Origin of the sequence: Ciceribacter sp. T2.26MG-112.2, assembly GCF_900492205.1 — a bacterium.
In the GTDB taxonomy this organism is placed as follows: Bacteria; Pseudomonadota; Alphaproteobacteria; order Rhizobiales; family Rhizobiaceae; genus Allorhizobium; species Allorhizobium naphthalenivorans_A.
The window spans coordinates 25,548-43,720 of sequence record NZ_UEYQ01000028.1; the positions used below are offsets into that span (position 1 = coordinate 25,548).

The 18,173-nt window shown below is 58.9% G+C and carries 12 protein-coding genes; 11 read left to right on the forward strand and 1 reads right to left on the reverse strand.

Features of this window, described 5'->3' with window-relative positions; all coding sequences use genetic code 11:
* Positions 1–89: 89 nt before the first annotated feature.
* Positions 90–2,030 (reverse strand): DNA cytosine methyltransferase, encoded by a 1,941-nt coding sequence (locus DYZ14_RS21465; protein WP_154722592.1) that lies wholly within the window; start codon positions 2,028–2,030, stop codon positions 90–92.
* A gap of 332 nt (positions 2,031–2,362) precedes the next feature.
* Here DYZ14_RS21465 and DYZ14_RS21470 point away from each other — a divergent pair, with 332 nt between their 5' ends.
* From DYZ14_RS21470 to DYZ14_RS21515, 11 genes are all read left to right on the forward strand, one after another.
* Complete coding sequence (locus tag DYZ14_RS21470) at positions 2,363–2,647, forward strand: SOS response-associated peptidase family protein (protein ID WP_210209313.1); 285 nt, start codon at positions 2,363–2,365, stop codon at positions 2,645–2,647.
* Positions 2,648–2,900: 253 nt separating this feature from the next.
* On the forward strand, positions 2,901–8,465 hold the full coding sequence (locus DYZ14_RS21475; RefSeq protein ID WP_154722593.1) for a DUF3320 domain-containing protein: 5,565 nt from the start codon (positions 2,901–2,903) through the stop codon (positions 8,463–8,465).
* A 482-nt stretch (positions 8,466–8,947) separates the two neighbouring features.
* Complete coding sequence (locus DYZ14_RS21480; protein WP_445292599.1) at positions 8,948–10,102, forward strand: trypsin-like peptidase domain-containing protein; 1,155 nt, start codon at positions 8,948–8,950, stop codon at positions 10,100–10,102.
* Positions 10,103–10,375: 273 nt separating this feature from the next.
* Positions 10,376–11,572 (forward strand): SIR2 family protein, encoded by a 1,197-nt coding sequence (locus tag DYZ14_RS21485; RefSeq protein WP_154722595.1) that lies wholly within the window; start codon positions 10,376–10,378, stop codon positions 11,570–11,572.
* Entirely contained in the window at positions 11,565–13,280 is a 1,716-nt protein-coding gene (locus DYZ14_RS21490) for an ATP-binding protein (RefSeq protein ID WP_154722596.1), read from the forward strand. The genes DYZ14_RS21485 and DYZ14_RS21490 overlap by 8 nt, the downstream gene beginning before the upstream one ends.
* A gap of 64 nt (positions 13,281–13,344) precedes the next feature.
* Positions 13,345–15,000 (forward strand): RNA-directed DNA polymerase, encoded by a 1,656-nt coding sequence (locus DYZ14_RS21495; RefSeq protein ID WP_154722597.1) that lies wholly within the window; start codon positions 13,345–13,347, stop codon positions 14,998–15,000.
* Between the two features lie 64 nt (positions 15,001–15,064).
* The gene (locus tag DYZ14_RS24180) at positions 15,065–15,265 is read left to right on the forward strand and encodes a hypothetical protein (RefSeq protein WP_195950074.1); all 201 of its coding nucleotides are present in this window, start codon (positions 15,065–15,067) and stop codon (positions 15,263–15,265) included.
* Complete coding sequence (locus DYZ14_RS21505) at positions 15,262–16,491, forward strand: hydrolase (RefSeq protein ID WP_154722599.1); 1,230 nt, start codon at positions 15,262–15,264, stop codon at positions 16,489–16,491. Before DYZ14_RS24180 ends, DYZ14_RS21505 begins: the two co-directional genes overlap by 4 nt.
* A gap of 134 nt (positions 16,492–16,625) precedes the next feature.
* Positions 16,626–16,850, forward strand: coding sequence for a hypothetical protein (locus DYZ14_RS24480; RefSeq protein ID WP_232365628.1), 225 nt, complete (start codon positions 16,626–16,628; stop codon positions 16,848–16,850).
* A 3-nt stretch (positions 16,851–16,853) separates the two neighbouring features.
* Positions 16,854–17,684 (forward strand): hypothetical protein, encoded by an 831-nt coding sequence (locus tag DYZ14_RS21510; RefSeq protein WP_232365629.1) that lies wholly within the window; start codon positions 16,854–16,856, stop codon positions 17,682–17,684.
* 15 nt (positions 17,685–17,699) lie between these two features.
* Positions 17,700–18,038 (forward strand): hypothetical protein, encoded by a 339-nt coding sequence (locus DYZ14_RS21515; RefSeq protein ID WP_232365630.1) that lies wholly within the window; start codon positions 17,700–17,702, stop codon positions 18,036–18,038.
* Positions 18,039–18,173: the final 135 nt, after the last annotated feature.

The following is an 18,173-nucleotide window of genomic DNA, read 5'->3' on the forward strand; positions in this document are numbered from 1 at the left end:
CTGACGGCACGAATCGTTGCGGGTTGAACGCGGCGCTGCTGGGCACGCGTTCCACCTCCAACTGGAAGCGCGCGATGGCATGAAGATGGTCATGCCAATTCCACAGCGCCTCCACGCTCCGCCTCGGCCCGGTGCGGACCAAGTGCGGACACAATCGATGGAGCCTCAACAAGCTGCCGAGTTTTCTCGCTAGGCCACAGCGCGGCCTCCCAATCCCACTGCACCCCTTTGATCGCGGAGTACAGCGACATGCCAACCGCCTGTGCCAATCTCGGTGGCACAGCATTGCCGATCTGTCGGGCCGTCGAAACCTTGCCGCCGACGAAATGCCAGTCGTCATCGAAGTCCTGGAGCTTCGCTTTCATGCGCAGCGTCAACGACGGCATGAAGCCGGGCTTTGATGCCTCTTCGGCCGTTGGTGCGTTCTCCGGGGATCCGGTGGTGTCGTAACCCATCGCCTTCTGAACAGACTGCTCGTTCCGGCGCCGTTTGCCGCTGCCCGTGACGACGGTCGATGCCTGAGCTCCGTAGGCGACGACTTCGCCATGGCGGTCGACAACAGGCTGCTCTCTCCGCTGCCGCGCCCATTCGTGGGCGCCTTCCCATCCATTTTCCGCCATCAGATCCACGAGCGCGTCGCCGACATTGAGGCGGCGGGCGAGAAACCCGGGAGGCATACGGAAGGCATCCGCGATGTCATGGCGCAGGCCGATGATGAGCACGCGTCGCCGCACTTGGGCAATTCCAAAGTCTGCCGACTGGATGCGGTGGATCTCGGTCTTGTAGCCAGCCTTCCGGAACCCTCTCAGGATATCGGCGACGTGGTCGCTATGCTTTCCGTGAAGGAACCCCTCGACGTTTTCAAATACGAACGCCTTGGGCTTGATTTCGGCCACGATGCGGACGGCATTCGGGAAGAGATCGCGGGGATCGTCCTTTCCAAGGCCATGTCCCTCGATCGAGTAGGGCTGGCATGGGACGCCTCCTGCGACCAGGTCGATTTCGAGCGCCCGATAGGGAGTAAAGTCGATGGTCTTGATGTCGTCCTTGATCACGGTCCAGTCGGGCCTGTTGGCTCGCAATGTTGCGGCCGCATCGGGATCGAACTCGAACACGCCGACGTGCTCGAAACCAGCTCTCTCGAGCCCGATGGACATGCCACCAGCTCCGGCGCACAGCTCCACCACGGTGAGACGTTCCAGTGGATGCGACAGCTTCTCCGTGGGACTGTGTCCGAAGGCCTGCCGATCATACGGGCGGCCCGACAGAGACAGAAGCGACACCAGCCATGGGTGGTGATCGCCTTCCGCCCATTCCTCGACGTCGGTAGCCAGCCCCAAGGTACCTTCGTCAAGGTGGACGAGGGCGTAGTATGCCTTCGAAAGCTCCCGCTCCGGGGACTTCGGCTTCAGGTTGCCCGGCGAGCGGTGATCGGCACCGAAGAGATCCTCGAACTCCGACCGCAGGGTCCCGGCCGTTGTGCGGATGTCAGGATCCAGAAGTTCGGATGCGTGCTTGACGGAGAGGATGTCCCGGACGAATTCATACAGGCGCTCCTGGAAGTCCATGGCGGCCATCGCGCCCTGGCGACGAGCAGCGGCAGCCGCCAGCCTGCCGTTCCGCGCTGCCATCACCTCTTGAGGCGTGAGCTTCGCCTCCTTCAGGCGCTTGCGGATCGCAATGATGTCCTGCGTGGAGATCCGCGCGCCAATATCCATTCGCTCCAGGATCTCGGTGCGGGTATCGGTCTCGGCCGAGACTAGAGCCTTCACGACGGGGAAGGAAGCGCGCGCCTTTTTGAGGGTCTCCTCGCAGCCCTTCAAGGTGGCCGCGAACCTCACGTAGGTCGACAGTTCCGCGGAGGCCACGTTGCACGAGACCCTCAGGAATTCACGTGCTTCGCGCTCCGTGACGATGGCGGTCAGCTTCTCGACCTCGGCCGCCATCTTCAGGATACGGTCGGACATCTGGGCCTGGAGTTCGAGGATCCGTCTTTTCGCCGCCGCCAGCGCTTCCGCCTTGGAATTCATACCGTCCCCGTCTGTCCCGAAATCAGTCACAGGACCGATACCGGCACTCGCGTTAAGGGCCCGGGAAAAGATTCGTTCAAATGCGATCGATCAACGATTTCATGATGATGCACTGTTGTCCTAACCGGAATGAAATACGATGTCCGTGATATCCGTTCGCGGGACAACACGATTGGATGTCATGAGCTATTCGTCGGCGACTCTCGAAGGTGTCGTGGTTACTCGCATACCGGGCCGACGCTGCGCGTCCACCCGATGGAATTCCTGAGGTCGGAGCTGTCGAAGAAGCGAATAGTGACATGCGCCCACCCGATGGCTGAAAGGGACGGGCGGTGGCTCTCGCGGAAGATAACGAGGACATGTTTCAGTGTCCGCGGCGAACCGTTTTTCGCTGGGCCGGGCTCTGGCGTGTTTCAGACGAGTGGGGACCCGTTTACTCAGGTGTGATGACAGGTGCCAATGAGGCCGTCTCTACTGTTCATGATCGCATGCTGGTCCTTTTCCGTCGGCGCGAATACGAACTTTGGCTGCATGGAGACTTCGAGATGGAGCGGACGACGGATCTATGGGTCAAGAAGAAGGCTGCCGCAGCGGACCTGCAAGCGCTGTCCATATGATCTTCATCGACTGCAGGGATGCCATTCGGTTCGGCTGCAATCAACGCCACGGAGGCCCTTCGACACAGGAGCGGTTGCCACAGTTGGTGAACCAATATTGGGTTCAATCGGACCAAAAACTGGTACACCCTGTGATATCGTTCATTTCGCTCCCGACTCAGGTGTACTCAAAATAAACGCGGAAGTTGCCAGTTAGGCTCTGGACCACCGTGCCTCGACTATGCATCAGTTCCCCTAAGGGAAGAGGTGCAAGATGTCTGACACTGTCGTCAATTCCAGTAACACGTCCGAGGAGTCGATTTTTCAGAGCAATCTGTCGGTCGAGGTAAAAATCGAGCGTGCCCGGACAGAACTACTCGATCTTTCTGCGAGAAACCGACTTCTAAACGTTCCCCGGTTCTCAAAAAGTGCCAAAACCATCGACATCGTCGATGAACAGTCTGCCGAGATCTTCAGGATCCTGGTAACTGAGGGAAAGGCGATGACGTTTCTGGCAGGGGCGAAGGGGCGGGAGTCTAAGGACGGCGATGCCGGGGAAGAGCTGATTGAGCTCCCTCTGCCCGATGACGATGATCGGGACGATACGGGGAGGCTGGTGCGACACAGCGACACAAAGTTCCAGACGCGAATGACGCCGAACGCGCTTCAGAAACGTCTCCTTGACCTCTATTTTGACGCCCGAACCTTAGAGGAGGAGCAGGGTGTAAACATTCTCTACCTTGGCCTTGGCACGCTGAAATGGATTGACCCCAACAATGCCGAGAACGTCCGTTACGCGCCACTTATCCTTGTGCCGGTGGTGCTGGAGCGTGGCAGTGCGGCAGAGCGTTTCAAGCTGCGGGCGAGGTCCGAGGATTTCGCATCCAATTTGTCACTCGAAGCCTTCCTGGACCGCATCCATAAGATTCGCATGCCAGATTTTGAAGCGTCAGATGACTTCTCCTTCGAGCGCTATGCCGAACAGGTTGCCACTGCTGTCTCGATCAAGCCCGATTGGTCGGTACAGCCAAATGATATCATCCTTGGCTTCTTTTCTTTCGCGAAGTTCCTGATGTATCGCGACCTGGATCCGAACCTCTGGCCCAGGGATGCCAAATTTACGGACCGGCCGCTCATCACCTCGCTCGTATCCGACGGCTTCACCCGCGCTGAGGATCTCCTGCCGGACGATGCCAGCATCGACGAGCACATCTCTCCGAGGGAGATGACTCATATCGTCGATGCCGACAGCTCCCAGACCATCGCGATCCATGAAGCCAGGCGAGGGCGGAACCTCGTCATACAGGGTCCGCCGGGCACCGGAAAATCGCAGACGATCGCCAACATCATCGCTTCGGCTGTGGCGGATGGAAAGACGGTCCTGTTCGTTGCCGAAAAGATGGCTGCGCTCGAAGTGGTGAAGCGGCGTCTCGATCAGGCAGGAGTAGGCGACGCATGCCTTGAATTGCATTCGAACAAAGCCAACAAAAGGGCGATCCTTGCAGAACTGCAGCATGTCTGGGAACTGGGAGCGCCGAAGGGTGAAGCCGGCGATGCCCTGGACCGCCGACTTGTCGAGGCGCGGGACAGCTTGAACGCCCATCCGGCTCGGCTTCACCAAGTGTACCGCCCATACCAACTGTCCCCGTATCAGGTCATGGGTCATCTGTCGCGCCTGAGGCGCTTGGGAATGCCTCCGTCGGATATCGAGCTTGCGGATTCCATCTCGTGGACTCCCGAGTTCCGGGAACGCATTGTCGCCATCCTTTCGGAACTTGCCCAGCGGATCGAGGACATCGGTCTGCCCTCGCAGCACGCCTGGCATGGTGTGGGCGTGACAGGTATCACTCCGCTCGATCTGGAGAGGTTGACGAAGAGATTGTCGGATGCGTCGTCGGACCTTTCGAAGCTGACTGCTTCCATGGGGGACGTGACCGATGTGCTCCATCGTGAGCCGGCGGCCTCGATTTCAGGATTCAAGGACGACCTCGCGCTCGCAGAGCGTGTCGCGAGTTGCCCGGTAGGTCAGTCGGCGGAAGCGTTGGCCAATCCTGTCTGGAAAACGTCGCTCCAAGACATCGCCAGCGTGATCCGCGACGGTTCGGAGTTCCAGCGCCTTTCCGAGCAGGTTAGGGCGCAGATGCTTGACGATGCGTGGCGGACGGATCCGCAGCCTCTTCTGACATCGTTCTGCAGGCTGCCGAAGTCATTCCCGCAGACCGGATTTGCCACACTCGCGCAGTTGGACAGCCTGCTGCCGAGATTCCTGAACGCTGCCGCCACACTGAAGACGATGTTGGGTGTGAATGCATCGGCAACGCTGGGATCCATTGGCCGATTGGTCACGATCGGCGAGCGCGTTGCGGATGCCCCCGATGCAAGCCCTGATGCCTTCGTCGCTGCCATATGGGAGCGGGGCCTCGATCAGGCCGGCGATCTCGCCGAGGCGGTCGCCACCTATCGGCAGGTGAGGACGGATATTTCCGGCAAGATCGCCGATCAGGCGTGGGATATCGATCTGGTCCCGGCCCGGACCGCCGTCGCGATGCATGGGCACAAGTTCCTGAAGTTCCTCAACGGGGACTGGCGGAAGGCGAAGGCTCTTCTGAAGACCGTCATGTCCGAGACGCCGCCGGCCGAAACGGTGCAGTTGCTGGACCTTCTTCAAAAGGGCAAGGAGGCCAGATCTGTCATCAAGGACGGCGACAGTCTCGGACGCGCGGCATTCGGCGCAGACTGGCGCGGCGAACGATCCGACCCGAAGCCACTTGAGAGTCTGGTGCTCTGGATGAGGAGTCTCCGAGGCGTAGGCGCTGAAGCGAGGATGATAGCAAGCAGGCTGACCGACAAGTCCTCCGTAGCCGCGCGCGGCCAGCAGGTTCGCACGCTGCTCGAAGAGACGCGGAGGCAGTTGCTTTCGCTCTGGAGCGATCTGGGCGACCGGACGGCAGCATTGTTTCCCAATGCCATCGGGCCGGATGAGATTGTACTGACGCAGGCGGCCGCGGTCATCAAGGAGATCGCGGGCGCTGACCGCGCATTCTCGCCTCTTGTGCGCACTCTGCCGGATGATGCCGGAGGCCGGATTGCTGCCCTCGAGCGGCTTGCGGCCGCGCAGGTTCGCAGAAGCTCCATTGATGCGTCGGCGGATCTCGGCGGAGCGGCATTCGGGGGGCTTTGGAAGGATTCATTGTCCGAGTGGCAGGAGCTGTCCGTCATTTGTGACTGGATATCGCGGAATGGCGACATCAGGCTTCTTGCTACTCGTGTCGCCGATCGTGTGGGGGTGGCCGAGAAGGCGCGGCAGGCTGCAGCTCAAGGAGATGCCTTCGCGACCACCATGTCGGAAATCCTTCAGTTCCTGAAGGCGGACCTGGATGTGCTCTTTGGAACAGGCGATGTGGCCGGCGCGCAATTGTCCCAGATCGGCGCCAAGCTGCTCCGTTGGATCGAGAACGAGGAGCAGCTTTCGAAGTTTGCTGCCTACAATGCCCGTGCAGGCGATGCCGCGAACATGGGTGTCGGTGCCGTTGTCGAGCGTCTCGAGGACGGCCGCATTTCCACGTCCGATATCATTCCCCATTTCGAAATGGCATTCTACGAAAAGATCCTGCGTCATCAGCATGCCCAGGATCCTGAACTCGCCCGTTTCGATGGCGAGGTGCATGGCAGACTGGTCGGTGAGTTCGCATCGCTCGACCGCAGCCGCATGAGCCTGTCTCGCCTGGAAGTCGTGCGGGCGCATCATCGAAAAATCCCCTCAATCAGTGGTATCGGACCTGTCGGCATCCTGCGCGCGGAGATGGCGCGCCGTCGCGGGCACATGCCGATCCGGCAACTCATGCAGCGGGCGTCACCCGCGATCCAGGCATTGAAACCAGTATTCATGATGAGCCCACTGTCGATCGCACAGTTCCTTCCGCCGGGCGTTCTCGAATTCGATCTCCTTGTCATGGACGAAGCAAGTCAGATTCAGCCTGTCGATGCGCTCGGCGCTGTCGCCCGTGCTAAGCAGGTTATCGTCGTTGGCGACGAACGCCAGCTACCCCCGACGAAGTTCTTTTCGAAAATGACCTCGGGTGGATCCGAGGACGATGATGATCAGGAAGGTGCTCAAGTCTCGGACATCGAGAGCATCCTCGGCCTCTTCTCTGCCCGCGGTCTGCCGGAGCGCATGCTGCGCTGGCACTACCGCAGCCGCCACCAGTCGCTCATTGCGGTCTCGAATTCGCAATTCTACGACAACAAGCTGTTCATCGTGCCGAGCCCATACACGCAGGAAGCCGGGATGGGGCTGCGTTTCCATCATGTGCCGGGCGGAGTGTTCGAGGATGGCGTGAACAAGGTGGAGGCCAAGGTCGTCGCCGAGGCGATCATCCGCCACGCCGTGCATTCGCCGCATCTTTCGCTCGGCGTTGCGGCGTTCTCGATCAAGCAGCGGCGCGAAATCCAGGACCAACTGGAACTGCTGCGCCGTCTCAATCCCCAGACCGAGGAATTCTTCCACTCTCATCCCCACGAACCGTTCTTCGTGAAGAACCTCGAAAACGTCCAGGGCGACGAGCGCGACGTGATCCTGATCTCCGTTGCATATGCAAAGAATGCCCAGGGTTACATGGGCATGCGCTTTGGACCCTTGGGGGCCGAAGGCGGCGAGCGGCGCCTCAATGTCCTGATCAGCCGCGCCAAGCGACGCTGCGAAGTATACGCTTCCATCACCGACGAGGACATCGATCTCGAACGCGGCAAGGGGAAGGGGGTGTTTGCCTTCAAGCTCTTCCTTCACTACGCGCGGACAGGGCGGCTTTCGATGTCACAGCGCTCTGACCGGGCGATGGACAGCGTGTTCGAGGAACAGGTGATGGCGGCCCTCCAGGAGAGGGGATACCAGGTTCATCCACAGGTCGGCATTGCCGGGTTCTTCATCGATCTCGCCGTCGCGGACGAGGCGGTCCCCGGCCGCTACCTTATCGGGATCGAATGCGACGGCGCATCCTATCATGACTCCCGCTCGGCGCGTGACCGTGACCGACTGAGACAAGCGGTGCTTGAGGATCATGGCTGGACGATCCACCGCATATGGAGTTCGGATTGGTTCCAGAGGCCCAAGGCCGAACTCGACCGCCTGATTGCCGCCATCGAACAGGCTAAGACGAATGCTTTGTCTGGAGCAGATCACACGCATGCATCATCTCGGGCGGTTCCGGTGGAAGTCGTGACAATCGAACGCGCCACCGTGACGGAGATCGGTTTGCAACCGGTATCGACGGATGGAGGTGGCTCGAACCTCTACGAGGAGGCTTCGCTGAAGCCAAATATCGAGGGCGAGCTTCATGACGTTCCTACAGGGACGCTGGTCAAGTTGATCAAGGAGACGGTCGAGGTTGAAGGCCCCGTGCATAGGGACGAGGTGGTGACCCGGATCCGGACTGCCTGGGGTCTCCAACGGGCGGGAAGCCGGATCGATGCACATGTCGGCAACGCCATCCGTGTCGCCGTGAACTCGGGGGAGATTCTTCGCTCAGGAGATTTCCTCCTCTGGCCAGGCGCCATAGTTCGCATGCGCGACCGCAGCATGGTCGCCTCGTCCGGACTGCGCAGGAGCGACATGATCCCGCCGATGGAGATCGACGAGGGGCTCACCTCGATCATCGAGACGAGCTTCGGCGCAACCGCGGACGAAGCCGTCAATGCCATCGCCAGGGGGCTGGGATTCCGCGCAACCAGCAGTCAGTTGAGAGATTTCATCGTGTCCCGGATCGAGCTGCTGACAGCGCAAGGGACCCTGCAGGTTCGTGATGGAATGCTCACCTTGGGATCGGCGACTGCATCCGCATGATGGTTTTCTCCGGAGCGACTAAACGCTTTCGGGCTTGCCGTGGTCCCTGGAGCGTCGTCGTAGTCGTCGCCATTCTATTGCATGCAACGAACCTTCAGGCCGCTAATACTCCCTGCAGTGGGAGAAAGGGCGGCATAGCAGGTTGCCGTGGCGATACGTTCATCTGTAACGACGGCTCGGTGAGCGCGAGCAAGAAATCATGCACCGCCACGATGGGCAGTGCCATGGGGCTGATGGGCGGCGCATCGCATTCGAGGGCCCCGGCAGCAGATGAGGAGTGCCTGTGTCGTTCAGGGGCATTCTGAACAGGGCCTCGTGGCGGGCGGTTCTGCTACACCGACAGTGGTGCAAAGAGCTACCTTCGCAAATGACCTCATTGAATTCCTTCGCCCAGAGAGTTTAGGTTGCCTTGTATTGAGGGGCTGACGATGAAGATGTTTGCGCGGATTGTTGTGGCCGGAATCCTTGCGGTTGCCGTGGTGATGGATGCCTCCGCCGAGGAACCGAGATCCTCCGGAACAGGATTCGCCATCACCGCGGACGGCTGGCTCATGACGAACGCCCATGTCGTAGATGGCTGCGACCGCGTGGAGGTGAAGGGCAGGGGTGTTGCGACCGATCCGAGGATTGACGCGACCAACGATCTCGCCTTGATCAAAGTGAACGCAGACACACCGATGGTTCCTCTTACCTTCAGGCGCGCACCTATCCGCCTCGGCGAGGACATCGTCGCTATCGGCTATCCCCTTGCGGACCTGCTGGCGGATTCCGTGAAGATCACGACCGGAAATGTAAACGCGCTCGCCGGCCTCCGGAACGACACGCGCTACATCCAGATTTCGACGCCGATCCAGCCGGGAAACTCCGGTGGCCCCGTCGTGGATCGAGACGGTTTCCTGCTGGGGATCACGAGCGCCACCTTCTCGAAGCAGGCTGCCGATCAGATCGGGATCACGGCACAGAACGTCAACTTCGCCATTCGAGGGTCCGTGGCCGATCTCTTCATGCAGTCGCAGAACCTCGCGAGCCAGTCCGGAGACCGGCAGGACGGACAGTCCACGCTTTCAACCGCCGATCTCGCGGACAAGGTCACGCCGTCCGTTCATCAAGTTCTGTGCTACGGGAAACCCGAAGTCGAGGCCTCGCCGCAGGGGAGGGAGACGGTGACTTCGCTTCCCCGATCCTCGGTTTCGACGGTCCTGCTGGATGCCCGCGGTTACGATGCCATTGGCTTCGATTATGCCACGCTGAAGGATGTAACCTTTCAGGGCTGTCGGGCGGCCTGCGAGAGCGACGGCCAGTGCAAGGCGGTGACCTATAACGCGAAGCATCGGTTCTGCTTCCTGAAGAATGATGTCGTCGTGCTGATCCGGAACGCTGACGCAATCGTAGCCTACTCGGCGTCGAAGGCGGCGGACGTGATCATGTCCGACTTCACGAGCTATTCGGGAATGGATCTTCCCGGCGGCGACTACAAGCGGATCAGGCAGACCAATTATCTGGAGTGCTTTGTCGCTTGCGTCGGCGACAATGCCTGCCGTGCCTTCGCCTATGTCTCCAAGAAGAAGGAGTGCTGGTTGAAGAACGCGCTCGGCCGGCCGAGGGCGACGAAGGGTGTGGACTTGGGAGTGAAGTGATGGAGATCACTGACGATAACATCGACTTCTGAGGTTTGTCGACATAGGGGCGCCGGCTGATCGTCTTTTGGCCGGACGTTCATCGGCTATCGTGCGCAACAGCGATCAGAAACATCAATAAGAGGGAGCCAGTCGTTACTGTCGCCGTAGCCGTGACGGATCTGATTGGGCTGCGAAAGCATGGCGACGTCGTGAAACTTCAAGTGTGATCTCAAACCCGGTTGCAATCGACGGAACACGTGGCAAGACTTCTCCAGAACGGGGGAGTCGGCATTGAAAATCAAGAGTTCGCAGGGATCAGGCAAGTGGATGGGGGTCCTCGATCCTGTAGACGATGCGCCCGATCCGGCATCGACCGACATCCGCCGAGTCCTTTCGTCTGCGGTCCGTGCCCAGAACCTTGTCATACTTACGGGTCTGGGCACGTCGCTCTCCGTCATGAAGGATGGCAAGCGGGCGGCCCCGACCATGGGAGATCTGCTCGCCAAAATTAGGGGCAGATTCGAAGCCGATGACATGATTGAGGAACTCGAGGGTGGGCCGCGATGGACAAAATTTGTGTCGTCGGCGAACGTGCCCGAGGATACGACTGATCTCGAGTACCTCATGTCCCGTGCCACGATGGCAGCGGAGTTCCTACCGGAGGACAATGCTAATACTATTCGGAAACTGCTCACGATCGCCGAGGGCATCATCCGGGATGAAGTCGATTTCATGGAAGATGCCGTGGGCGTTCCTATCCACGAGGCCTTCCTACGCAGGGTGGCGAGGCGTTCGTCTAGACGTGCGAGGACGAAGCTCTTTACAACCAACTATGATCTCTGCTTCGAGGCCGCCGCCAAACGGTCTGGCTTCATCGTCGTCGATGGTTTCGCTTTTGGAAGTGACGCTCATTTCGACTCTGCCCAGTTCTCCTACGATGTCGTGCGCCGCTCAGCGGGGGAAGAGAAGTCCGATTTCATCGAGAACCTCTTCCATCTCTACAAGATCCACGGTTCGATCGATTGGGAATTGAGTCCTCGCACGGGGCAGATTGCCAAAAAACCAGGGACACGGAAGCCACTCCTGATCTACCCACGGTCAACCAAATACGAACTCGCGTTCAGCCAGCCGTACATTGAGATGATGGGGACTCTCCAAGCGTCGCTTCGCACTCCGAACACCACCCTTGTGGTCATTGGATTCGGTTTTAACGACAAGCATATTTCCGAACCGATATTAGGTGCCATCAAGGCGAACTTGTCTCTCAACTTGGTGGTAATCAATCCGGACATCGAAAAGGCAAGCGAAAACGATGGCAACAGTTACTTGAACGCGATCGGCACGTTGATCGAAAATGGCGACGCCAGACTCGCTCTGATCGCGGGCACTTTCGAGGGTGTCGTGCCGCTGGTGCCGGACGTGATTGCCGAGACCGAACTTGAGAGGCATACGGAGCGGATGCGCAGCTTGGGGCAGAAGCATGGCTGAATTGCCCCCTAGCTATCCTTTCGAGCGATCGCGCTATCTAGGTTCGGTTTCGCGCGTGAGCCCGCTCGGAGTGCGGGTCAACTTTCCGTTCGCCACCGAGGTCACGCCATCGCAATATGCAGGGCACCGCGTTGCGAGAGGGCAGGTGGGGGAGTTTGTCGTTATTGAATCCTATGGTTGTGCGATCCTTGGTCGCATAACTGAAATTCAACTCCCAGACCGCGATCGTCTGTCGGTCGAGCCGGAGCGCAATGAAGGCGACGAAATTCCGAATCCAATCGGCATGATCAAGCTCCTGGGGTCGGTAGATCTCAATTCCAACCGATCAAGTCGAGGGATTGGAGAAGTTCCGAGGGTAGGGGATTACGTATATCTTGCCCATCCGGACTTCGTCCGACACGCGATCGTTTCAACGAATGGCAGCAAGGGCGGGCTAATAGAGCTCGGACATCTGAGCGGAGCGCCGGAAACGCGTGTCTCCCTGCCCCCCTCTTCGATCTTCGGGCGCCACTGCGCGGTACTCGGAACGACCGGGGGCGGCAAGAGCTGGTCGACAGCACGTCTGGTCGAGCAGGTGGCGGAGAGAGGTGGGAAGATAGTCCTTCTCGACCCTACGGGTGAGTACCATACCCTCCGAGGCCCAGTCAGACACGTCCATCTTGGCGGCACCCGTGACGGAGTCGCTGACAAGCGGCACTTTGTATCATTCCCCTACTTTCACCTGACGGAGATGGATCTCTTCGCGTTCTTGCAGCCCAGTCCTGGCGTTCAGGTTCCCAAGCTCCGCGACGCCATCCAGAGCCTCAAGCTGATACAGCTCGACCCGACGCTCGTGGATGCAGACACGACAGTTCTCATCAAGGCGGGCAAAGCGAAAAAGCCGATCAATCATGCGATCGTGGTGAACGATGAGGCGCTGCATGCGCCTTCGGCATTCTTCGAGTTCAAGGATCTTGTCGAGCAGGTCCTGGAGGAGTGCGTCTATCCGACAGATCCCAATGGGCAGAAACACCACTGGGGCGCGAGGCACCCGAACTCCTACGACAGTTGCATCACTCTCTGCATGCGGATCACCACTTTCCAGAAATCGCAGCCGATGGCTCCTATATTCGCGCCGCCCGAATACATGACCGATCTTACGAAGGTGATCGGGGAATTTGTCGCTGACCCGGACTTGCGCGTACTGAGGGTTTCCATGCGGTACTTGGCTTTCGAGCAGCACACGCGCGAACTGGTGGTGAACGCGATCGGACGGTATCTTCTGGGGCGCGCGCGCCAAGGGGATTTCCAGAAAACGCCACTTGTTGTAGCCATCGACGAAGCCCATCAGTTCCTCAACAAGAGCATCGGCGATGACAACAACAAGGTCCTGCTCGATGCATTTGGATTGATCGCCAAGGAGGGCAGGAAGTATGGCCTGACATGCCTCCTGGCCACACAGCGGCCTCGCGATATCCCGGAAGATGTGCTGTCGCAGATCGGAATGTTTGTCGTGCATCGTCTGATCAACGAGCGAGACCAATTGGTGGTCATCAACGCAAGTGGCGTCCTTGACCTTTCAACTGCGGCCTTCCTGCCAAATCTACGAGACGGTGAGGCATTGATCGTCGGGGCGGATTCGATCATGCCGATGCCGATCATATTGAACGCCCCCGTTCACAAGCCTCGCCTTGAGGAAAACGTTGAGGCGACCTGGATGACAACGTAGCTCAAATTTCGCCATCACGCTGGCTCGGACATCTGACCCGGAATAGAAGGATTAACTAGGAAGCATGGCCGCAGTCCAACCCAGCGCAGAACTGTTCGCGACAAAAGGCCTTCTTCCGGAGAACCTTCCGCCTGTCTTCACTACACGAAATCTCTGGGCTCATCTCGCCCCAATAGGTGGCGCCTATGGCGTAGTCGCGAAGGTAGTAGGCGAAGCGGCGACCTACAACGCAAGCAAGCGAGGAGGACAGCGCCGGATTTTTGGGGTTCCACACCCCGCGTTTATCCGTGATGCCGGCTTGTTTTACGAGAAGCATTGGCCGTCGCTGCTCCCGCAGGTCGAAGCATCGTCCGGCTCCGTATCGAAGCCAATATTCCAAATCGCTGGCAACCGGCACGTCCGGATTACACCGCATTCGGAGTTGCCGCGTATCAGGCTGCGAGCCTTCTCGAGGTTCAAGTACTGCTTGATAACAGATGTTGCGCGCTTCTTCCCGTCGATCTACACGCATAGCTTTCCCTGGGCCATCAACGGAAAACGCGAGGCTAAAACGGATTCAAGCCCGCAATCCTCCGCGGTTTTCGGAAACCGATTGGACTTCATCCTCCGGAATTCCCAGTCGCGGCAGACGGTCGGTATCGCGGTGGGCCCCGACACTTCCAAGGTTGCATCGGAACTTTTGATGGCAGCGGTGGACAGAGCCTTCGTCCGGAGGTCAGGAAGGGCTCGACCAACATATGTCCGACATGTCGATGACTACTGGATAGCGGGCAACACATACGAAGAATGCGAGAAGCACCTGCAGAATCTCCGGGCATCCCTTCGCGAATTCGAACTGGACATCAACGAAGGCAAGACGAAGATAGTTTCGATGCGGGAGGTGTTCGCCGATGACTGGCCCTTCGAATTCGACAAGGAAATCATAGCGTCTCTCGAACCTGGCTCCAATCCGAACGAAGCTCTGGGAGTGCTTACCAGCATGATCGAGCGGGCGACTACCACCAATGACGACGGTCTCATACGTCACGCCATCCGAGTGATTGACGAGCGCAGGTTATGGTCGCGCGATTGGGATCTCCTTCAACACTTTCTTGCGCAGTGCGCTGTCCAGTTTCCACACACGACCGATTACGTGGCTCGCGTGGTTGCCTGGAGACACCGCATTTATCCGAAACAGGTTGACGTCGGTTTGTGGAATGAGGTTGCGACACTTACCGTCACTCAAAACGCCTCCCTGGGTCGCGACTCGGAGGCGATATGGGCACTTTGGCTCATCAAGGAACTTGGCGCGAAAGTGCCGAGGACGACCTCGGATCTTATGCTATCGAACAGCGGATCGCTTGTTCTTGCGTGGCTGGCTCATATGCACGCCAAGCGAATGACAACCGACCGTCGCCTTTGGTCGAAGCTTCGCGAGGTTGTCGCAGACAACCCCTTGGCTGGCAGCGCATGGCCGCTTTCCCTCGAGTTAATTCATCTTGAGAAAGGGGATGCGGCCTGGATTGATGGGAGCCTACCTCTCGCGATGCGCATACTGCATGAACAAAAGGCCAGTATTATCGAATGGAGCGCTCGGCCGCGCGTTTTCGACGAGCCTGACGATGATGATGACATGCCGGATTTTGCCATAGAGGACTACGGTGCTGACTATGGAGGTAGTGAGGCTGACGAAGACGAGGAAGATTTGCCTGAGCGTCCTGATTTCGATGACCTCTTCTAAATTGGATGCGGATTGCCAGGAAGGTTGGCGAATTTCGTTGTTTCCGCAGGAGCAGGGGGTCTCGATGACGCTGACGTTACCTTCGACTGACGCGCGAGGTTACGAAATGAAGGCGTTCGAGGACATATTGGACGCCGTTGTATGTGCTTGGGTAGGGGCGTGTGTTTTTGATAGGAATGCGGAAGCTTACGGTGATGAGGAGTCGGAGATCTGGGTTCCGACGTCCGGCGATGGCAACGATCAGGCGATGGCTGCTCAGGTATGAATGTGCATCTCGAGCTTGACTGGTGGCCAGTCGGACAGGGCCTGTTTTCATCCGGGCGGCTCAAGTACGACGATCACGTCGTGAGTTGGGTGTTTGACTGCGGCACGGCCTCATCCGATCGCCATCTGCTGGGTTCGCTGCTTCATTTCGGTCAGGAGCACACGGCTTCGGGGGCGGGAGCGATAGACTTCGCAGTTCTGTCCCACTTCGATCGGGATCACGTAAGCGGGTTCGAGAGGTTCGTTTCCCGGCATCCCATCCGCATGGTTCTGCTGCCGTACATACCTCTCTGGCAGAGGCTTGTGATTGCAGCACAGGAAGGCGTCGCGACCGATGACCCACTCTTCCGCTTCTTCGTGAATCCCGCTGGCTATCTGCTCGCGATCCCCGGTCAGGAGATAGGGCAGGTGATATTCGTGCCTGCTTCCGGGCGCGAGGACGAAGGGGAGGGCGATCCGGACCTGCCGTTCACCCCAGTTCCTGACGACGATCGCCCGCGCGAACTCAAGGTCAATTATGGCGCGCCGCCCGACAGCGAGAGACCGGCTTCTGCCGCCAAGACCTTCGATGATCCCCGCGTCCGCTATCTGGCCAAAGGCGGGAGGCTGGTTCTGCCGTTCTGGGAATTCGTCCCCTACAACGACGCCGATCTCAGGGGGCGTGCGGATGCCGCGTTCCTCTCCGCAGCCGAACCCTGGATACGAAGGCTGGTGAACCCAAGCCGGGGGTCGCCTGCAGTTGCCCTGAAGAAACTGCGGTCTCTCTACGACAGGACATTCGGGAAGACTTCCTTCAGGCGCAACCAGATCTCCCTGTTCCTGTACTCGGGCCCGCTCGACCATTCATTGCGTGCCGACGCGTATGGGTGGGATCCTCGGATCGAGCCTGGCGTGTGGGAGCGCTTTGCTCAGCTCAGTCCAGGCGATGGTCTGCTCGACACTCCCGATCGCCTGAACGCGATGATCAAATTCTACGGCTCGTCGACGAGAATGACGAAGATGGGAATCCTGCAGGTGATGCATCATGGCGCCAAAAGCAGTTGGCACGCAGGTGTTGCGGAGAGGCTCTGCCCGGTGGCTAGCATCATCTGCTCGGAGCCGACCGACAACCGATACCGGCATCCCCATGCCGAGGTTCTGAGAGACTTCTGGTCCCATGGCGCTATCCAGGTAGACAGCGTTGGAAGGCTGCGGATGGATTTTGATATTTACATCTCCGGCACGTAGGCACGCGCGCTGTCGATGCTTCCCGCTTGGCATCGGTCACGTCCCACCGTCTTCATGTGGGTAACCGCTTAATAATCTGGACTTCACAGGATTCACGGATAGTCTCGCAGTCACGAATTCTTGGAGCTTTCAGAATGGACGTGCCGGTCTCGGATGTGTTGCAGAGTCTTCGCGAACGGGCGCCATGGCCGGTAGGTCGCCGGATATTCGCGGACATCGGAATCGCGCGTGGGAAGGGATGGAACAACACCCTTAAAAAGGTCAGCGAGAACCCCAAGACGAGCGAGGAAAAGATCGACGAACTGATCGACGCCCTCAAGTCTCATCAGCTCTGCGGTGAGAAGCTCGTCAGCTTCTAAAAGTTGGATCCAGCGGACCTCGCGGCCATCCGGAAAAAGCTCGCTTCGATCGAGCCGTTGGAGACGGTGTTCTCAGAACGCTATCCAGCCACGCTATCGGAGGCGAAGCTCAAGGCCGCTCCCGCGGGTCTCGTGCTCACCTCGGTCGAGGAGAACGAAGACGGCGTCGGTCTGGTTTTCTCCTCGGCGAGAGTGACCACCATCCGTGAGCACATCGACGTGGCTGCCCTATCCGACGCAGGCGATGCTACATTTGATGACTACGAGGAGATCATCGGCGTCAAGACGATCCGCTTTCATGCCTTCGACGTCATATGGATACCCACGAACGGAGACACGCTGGATGTCCGGATCGACTTCCCGGAGGGCACGCTTTCGGATATTGCCGTTGCCGCGAGAAAAATGGCCCTCACGCAGTTCACCAAACTGACCGGCGTCGCGATGCCGGAGCCGATCAACGTGTTTCCATTGATCGACAAGATGTACAACGACAGCACCGAGGGAACGGTCGTTGAACTCGGCTTCGGGACGACGACGGCATCGCTGAAGCACGAGAAGATGAGGAGGCGGAAGCTGGACCTTCGGAACGAAACCTACCACAAAGGCGGGAAGGCGGCACTAGACACGCCGATCGAACCCTTCAAGCTCAGCATCCTTTGGCACCGGGTCATCGGAAAGAAATTGAACTCAGAGCCGGAGCTGAGTGTAAACAGCAGTTCGAGGGCAGCCGGCTCGACCAACCCGGTACTTGATCGCGTTGTAATTCGTAAATGCATGGGGCATGAGGACTACGACTACGTCAGATCCAGGATCGCGCATCACCTCGGCAGCTAGTCATCGGAGCATGACGTGAAGCTTGATGAAATCAGGGAGGAATACCGGACGCGCTGGGGCGAGTTCCCAGTCGGATTGGTATGCCTCGACATCATCGACTTCGTCGCATCGAAGCCGGTGGATCAGCTTCGATTTCTGACTTTCACCACGCTTTCCGAGGCGGCAGGGCGGAAGACCATCGACATGGAAGTCCTGGCGGCCGTCAATCTGCTCACGTCTTCGAGGCTCGCAATCCTTGAGTCCCACGCTATGCTCGTCGATGACGACGACACGGAGCACGAGCTGTCTGTGGAGGAGTTCGCCGAGGCCAGAAAGTCCGGGACGCTGATCCACCCGGAAACCGGAGAGTGTTGATTTCCACTGAGAGCTGACCCGGCGTTTCCACCGAGAATTGACCCGCCTTTAGGTATCGTTCGTGTTGTTGGTCGGGGTCAAGTTCCTGCGTTTCTCCTTCGTTGTTTTGGGCTGATGGGCCGAACTGTTCTTGAA

Excerpts from the sequence above, each read along its gene's own strand:
- DYZ14_RS21465 (WP_154722592.1), bottom strand. The coding sequence starts at position 2,030 with ATGAATTCCAAGGCGGAAGCGCTGGCGGCGGCGAAAAGACGGATCCTC.
- DYZ14_RS21475 (WP_154722593.1), top strand. The coding sequence starts at position 2,901 with ATGTCTGACACTGTCGTCAATTCCAGTAACACGTCCGAGGAGTCGATT.
- DYZ14_RS21480 (WP_445292599.1), top strand. The coding sequence starts at position 8,948 with ATGGATGCCTCCGCCGAGGAACCGAGATCCTCCGGAACAGGATTCGCC.
- DYZ14_RS21490 (WP_154722596.1), top strand. The coding sequence starts at position 11,565 with ATGGCTGAATTGCCCCCTAGCTATCCTTTCGAGCGATCGCGCTATCTA.
- DYZ14_RS21495 (WP_154722597.1), top strand. The coding sequence starts at position 13,345 with ATGGCCGCAGTCCAACCCAGCGCAGAACTGTTCGCGACAAAAGGCCTT.
- DYZ14_RS24180 (WP_195950074.1), top strand. The coding sequence starts at position 15,065 with ATGACGCTGACGTTACCTTCGACTGACGCGCGAGGTTACGAAATGAAG.
- DYZ14_RS21505 (WP_154722599.1), top strand. The coding sequence starts at position 15,262 with ATGAATGTGCATCTCGAGCTTGACTGGTGGCCAGTCGGACAGGGCCTG.
- DYZ14_RS24480 (WP_232365628.1), top strand. The coding sequence starts at position 16,626 with ATGGACGTGCCGGTCTCGGATGTGTTGCAGAGTCTTCGCGAACGGGCG.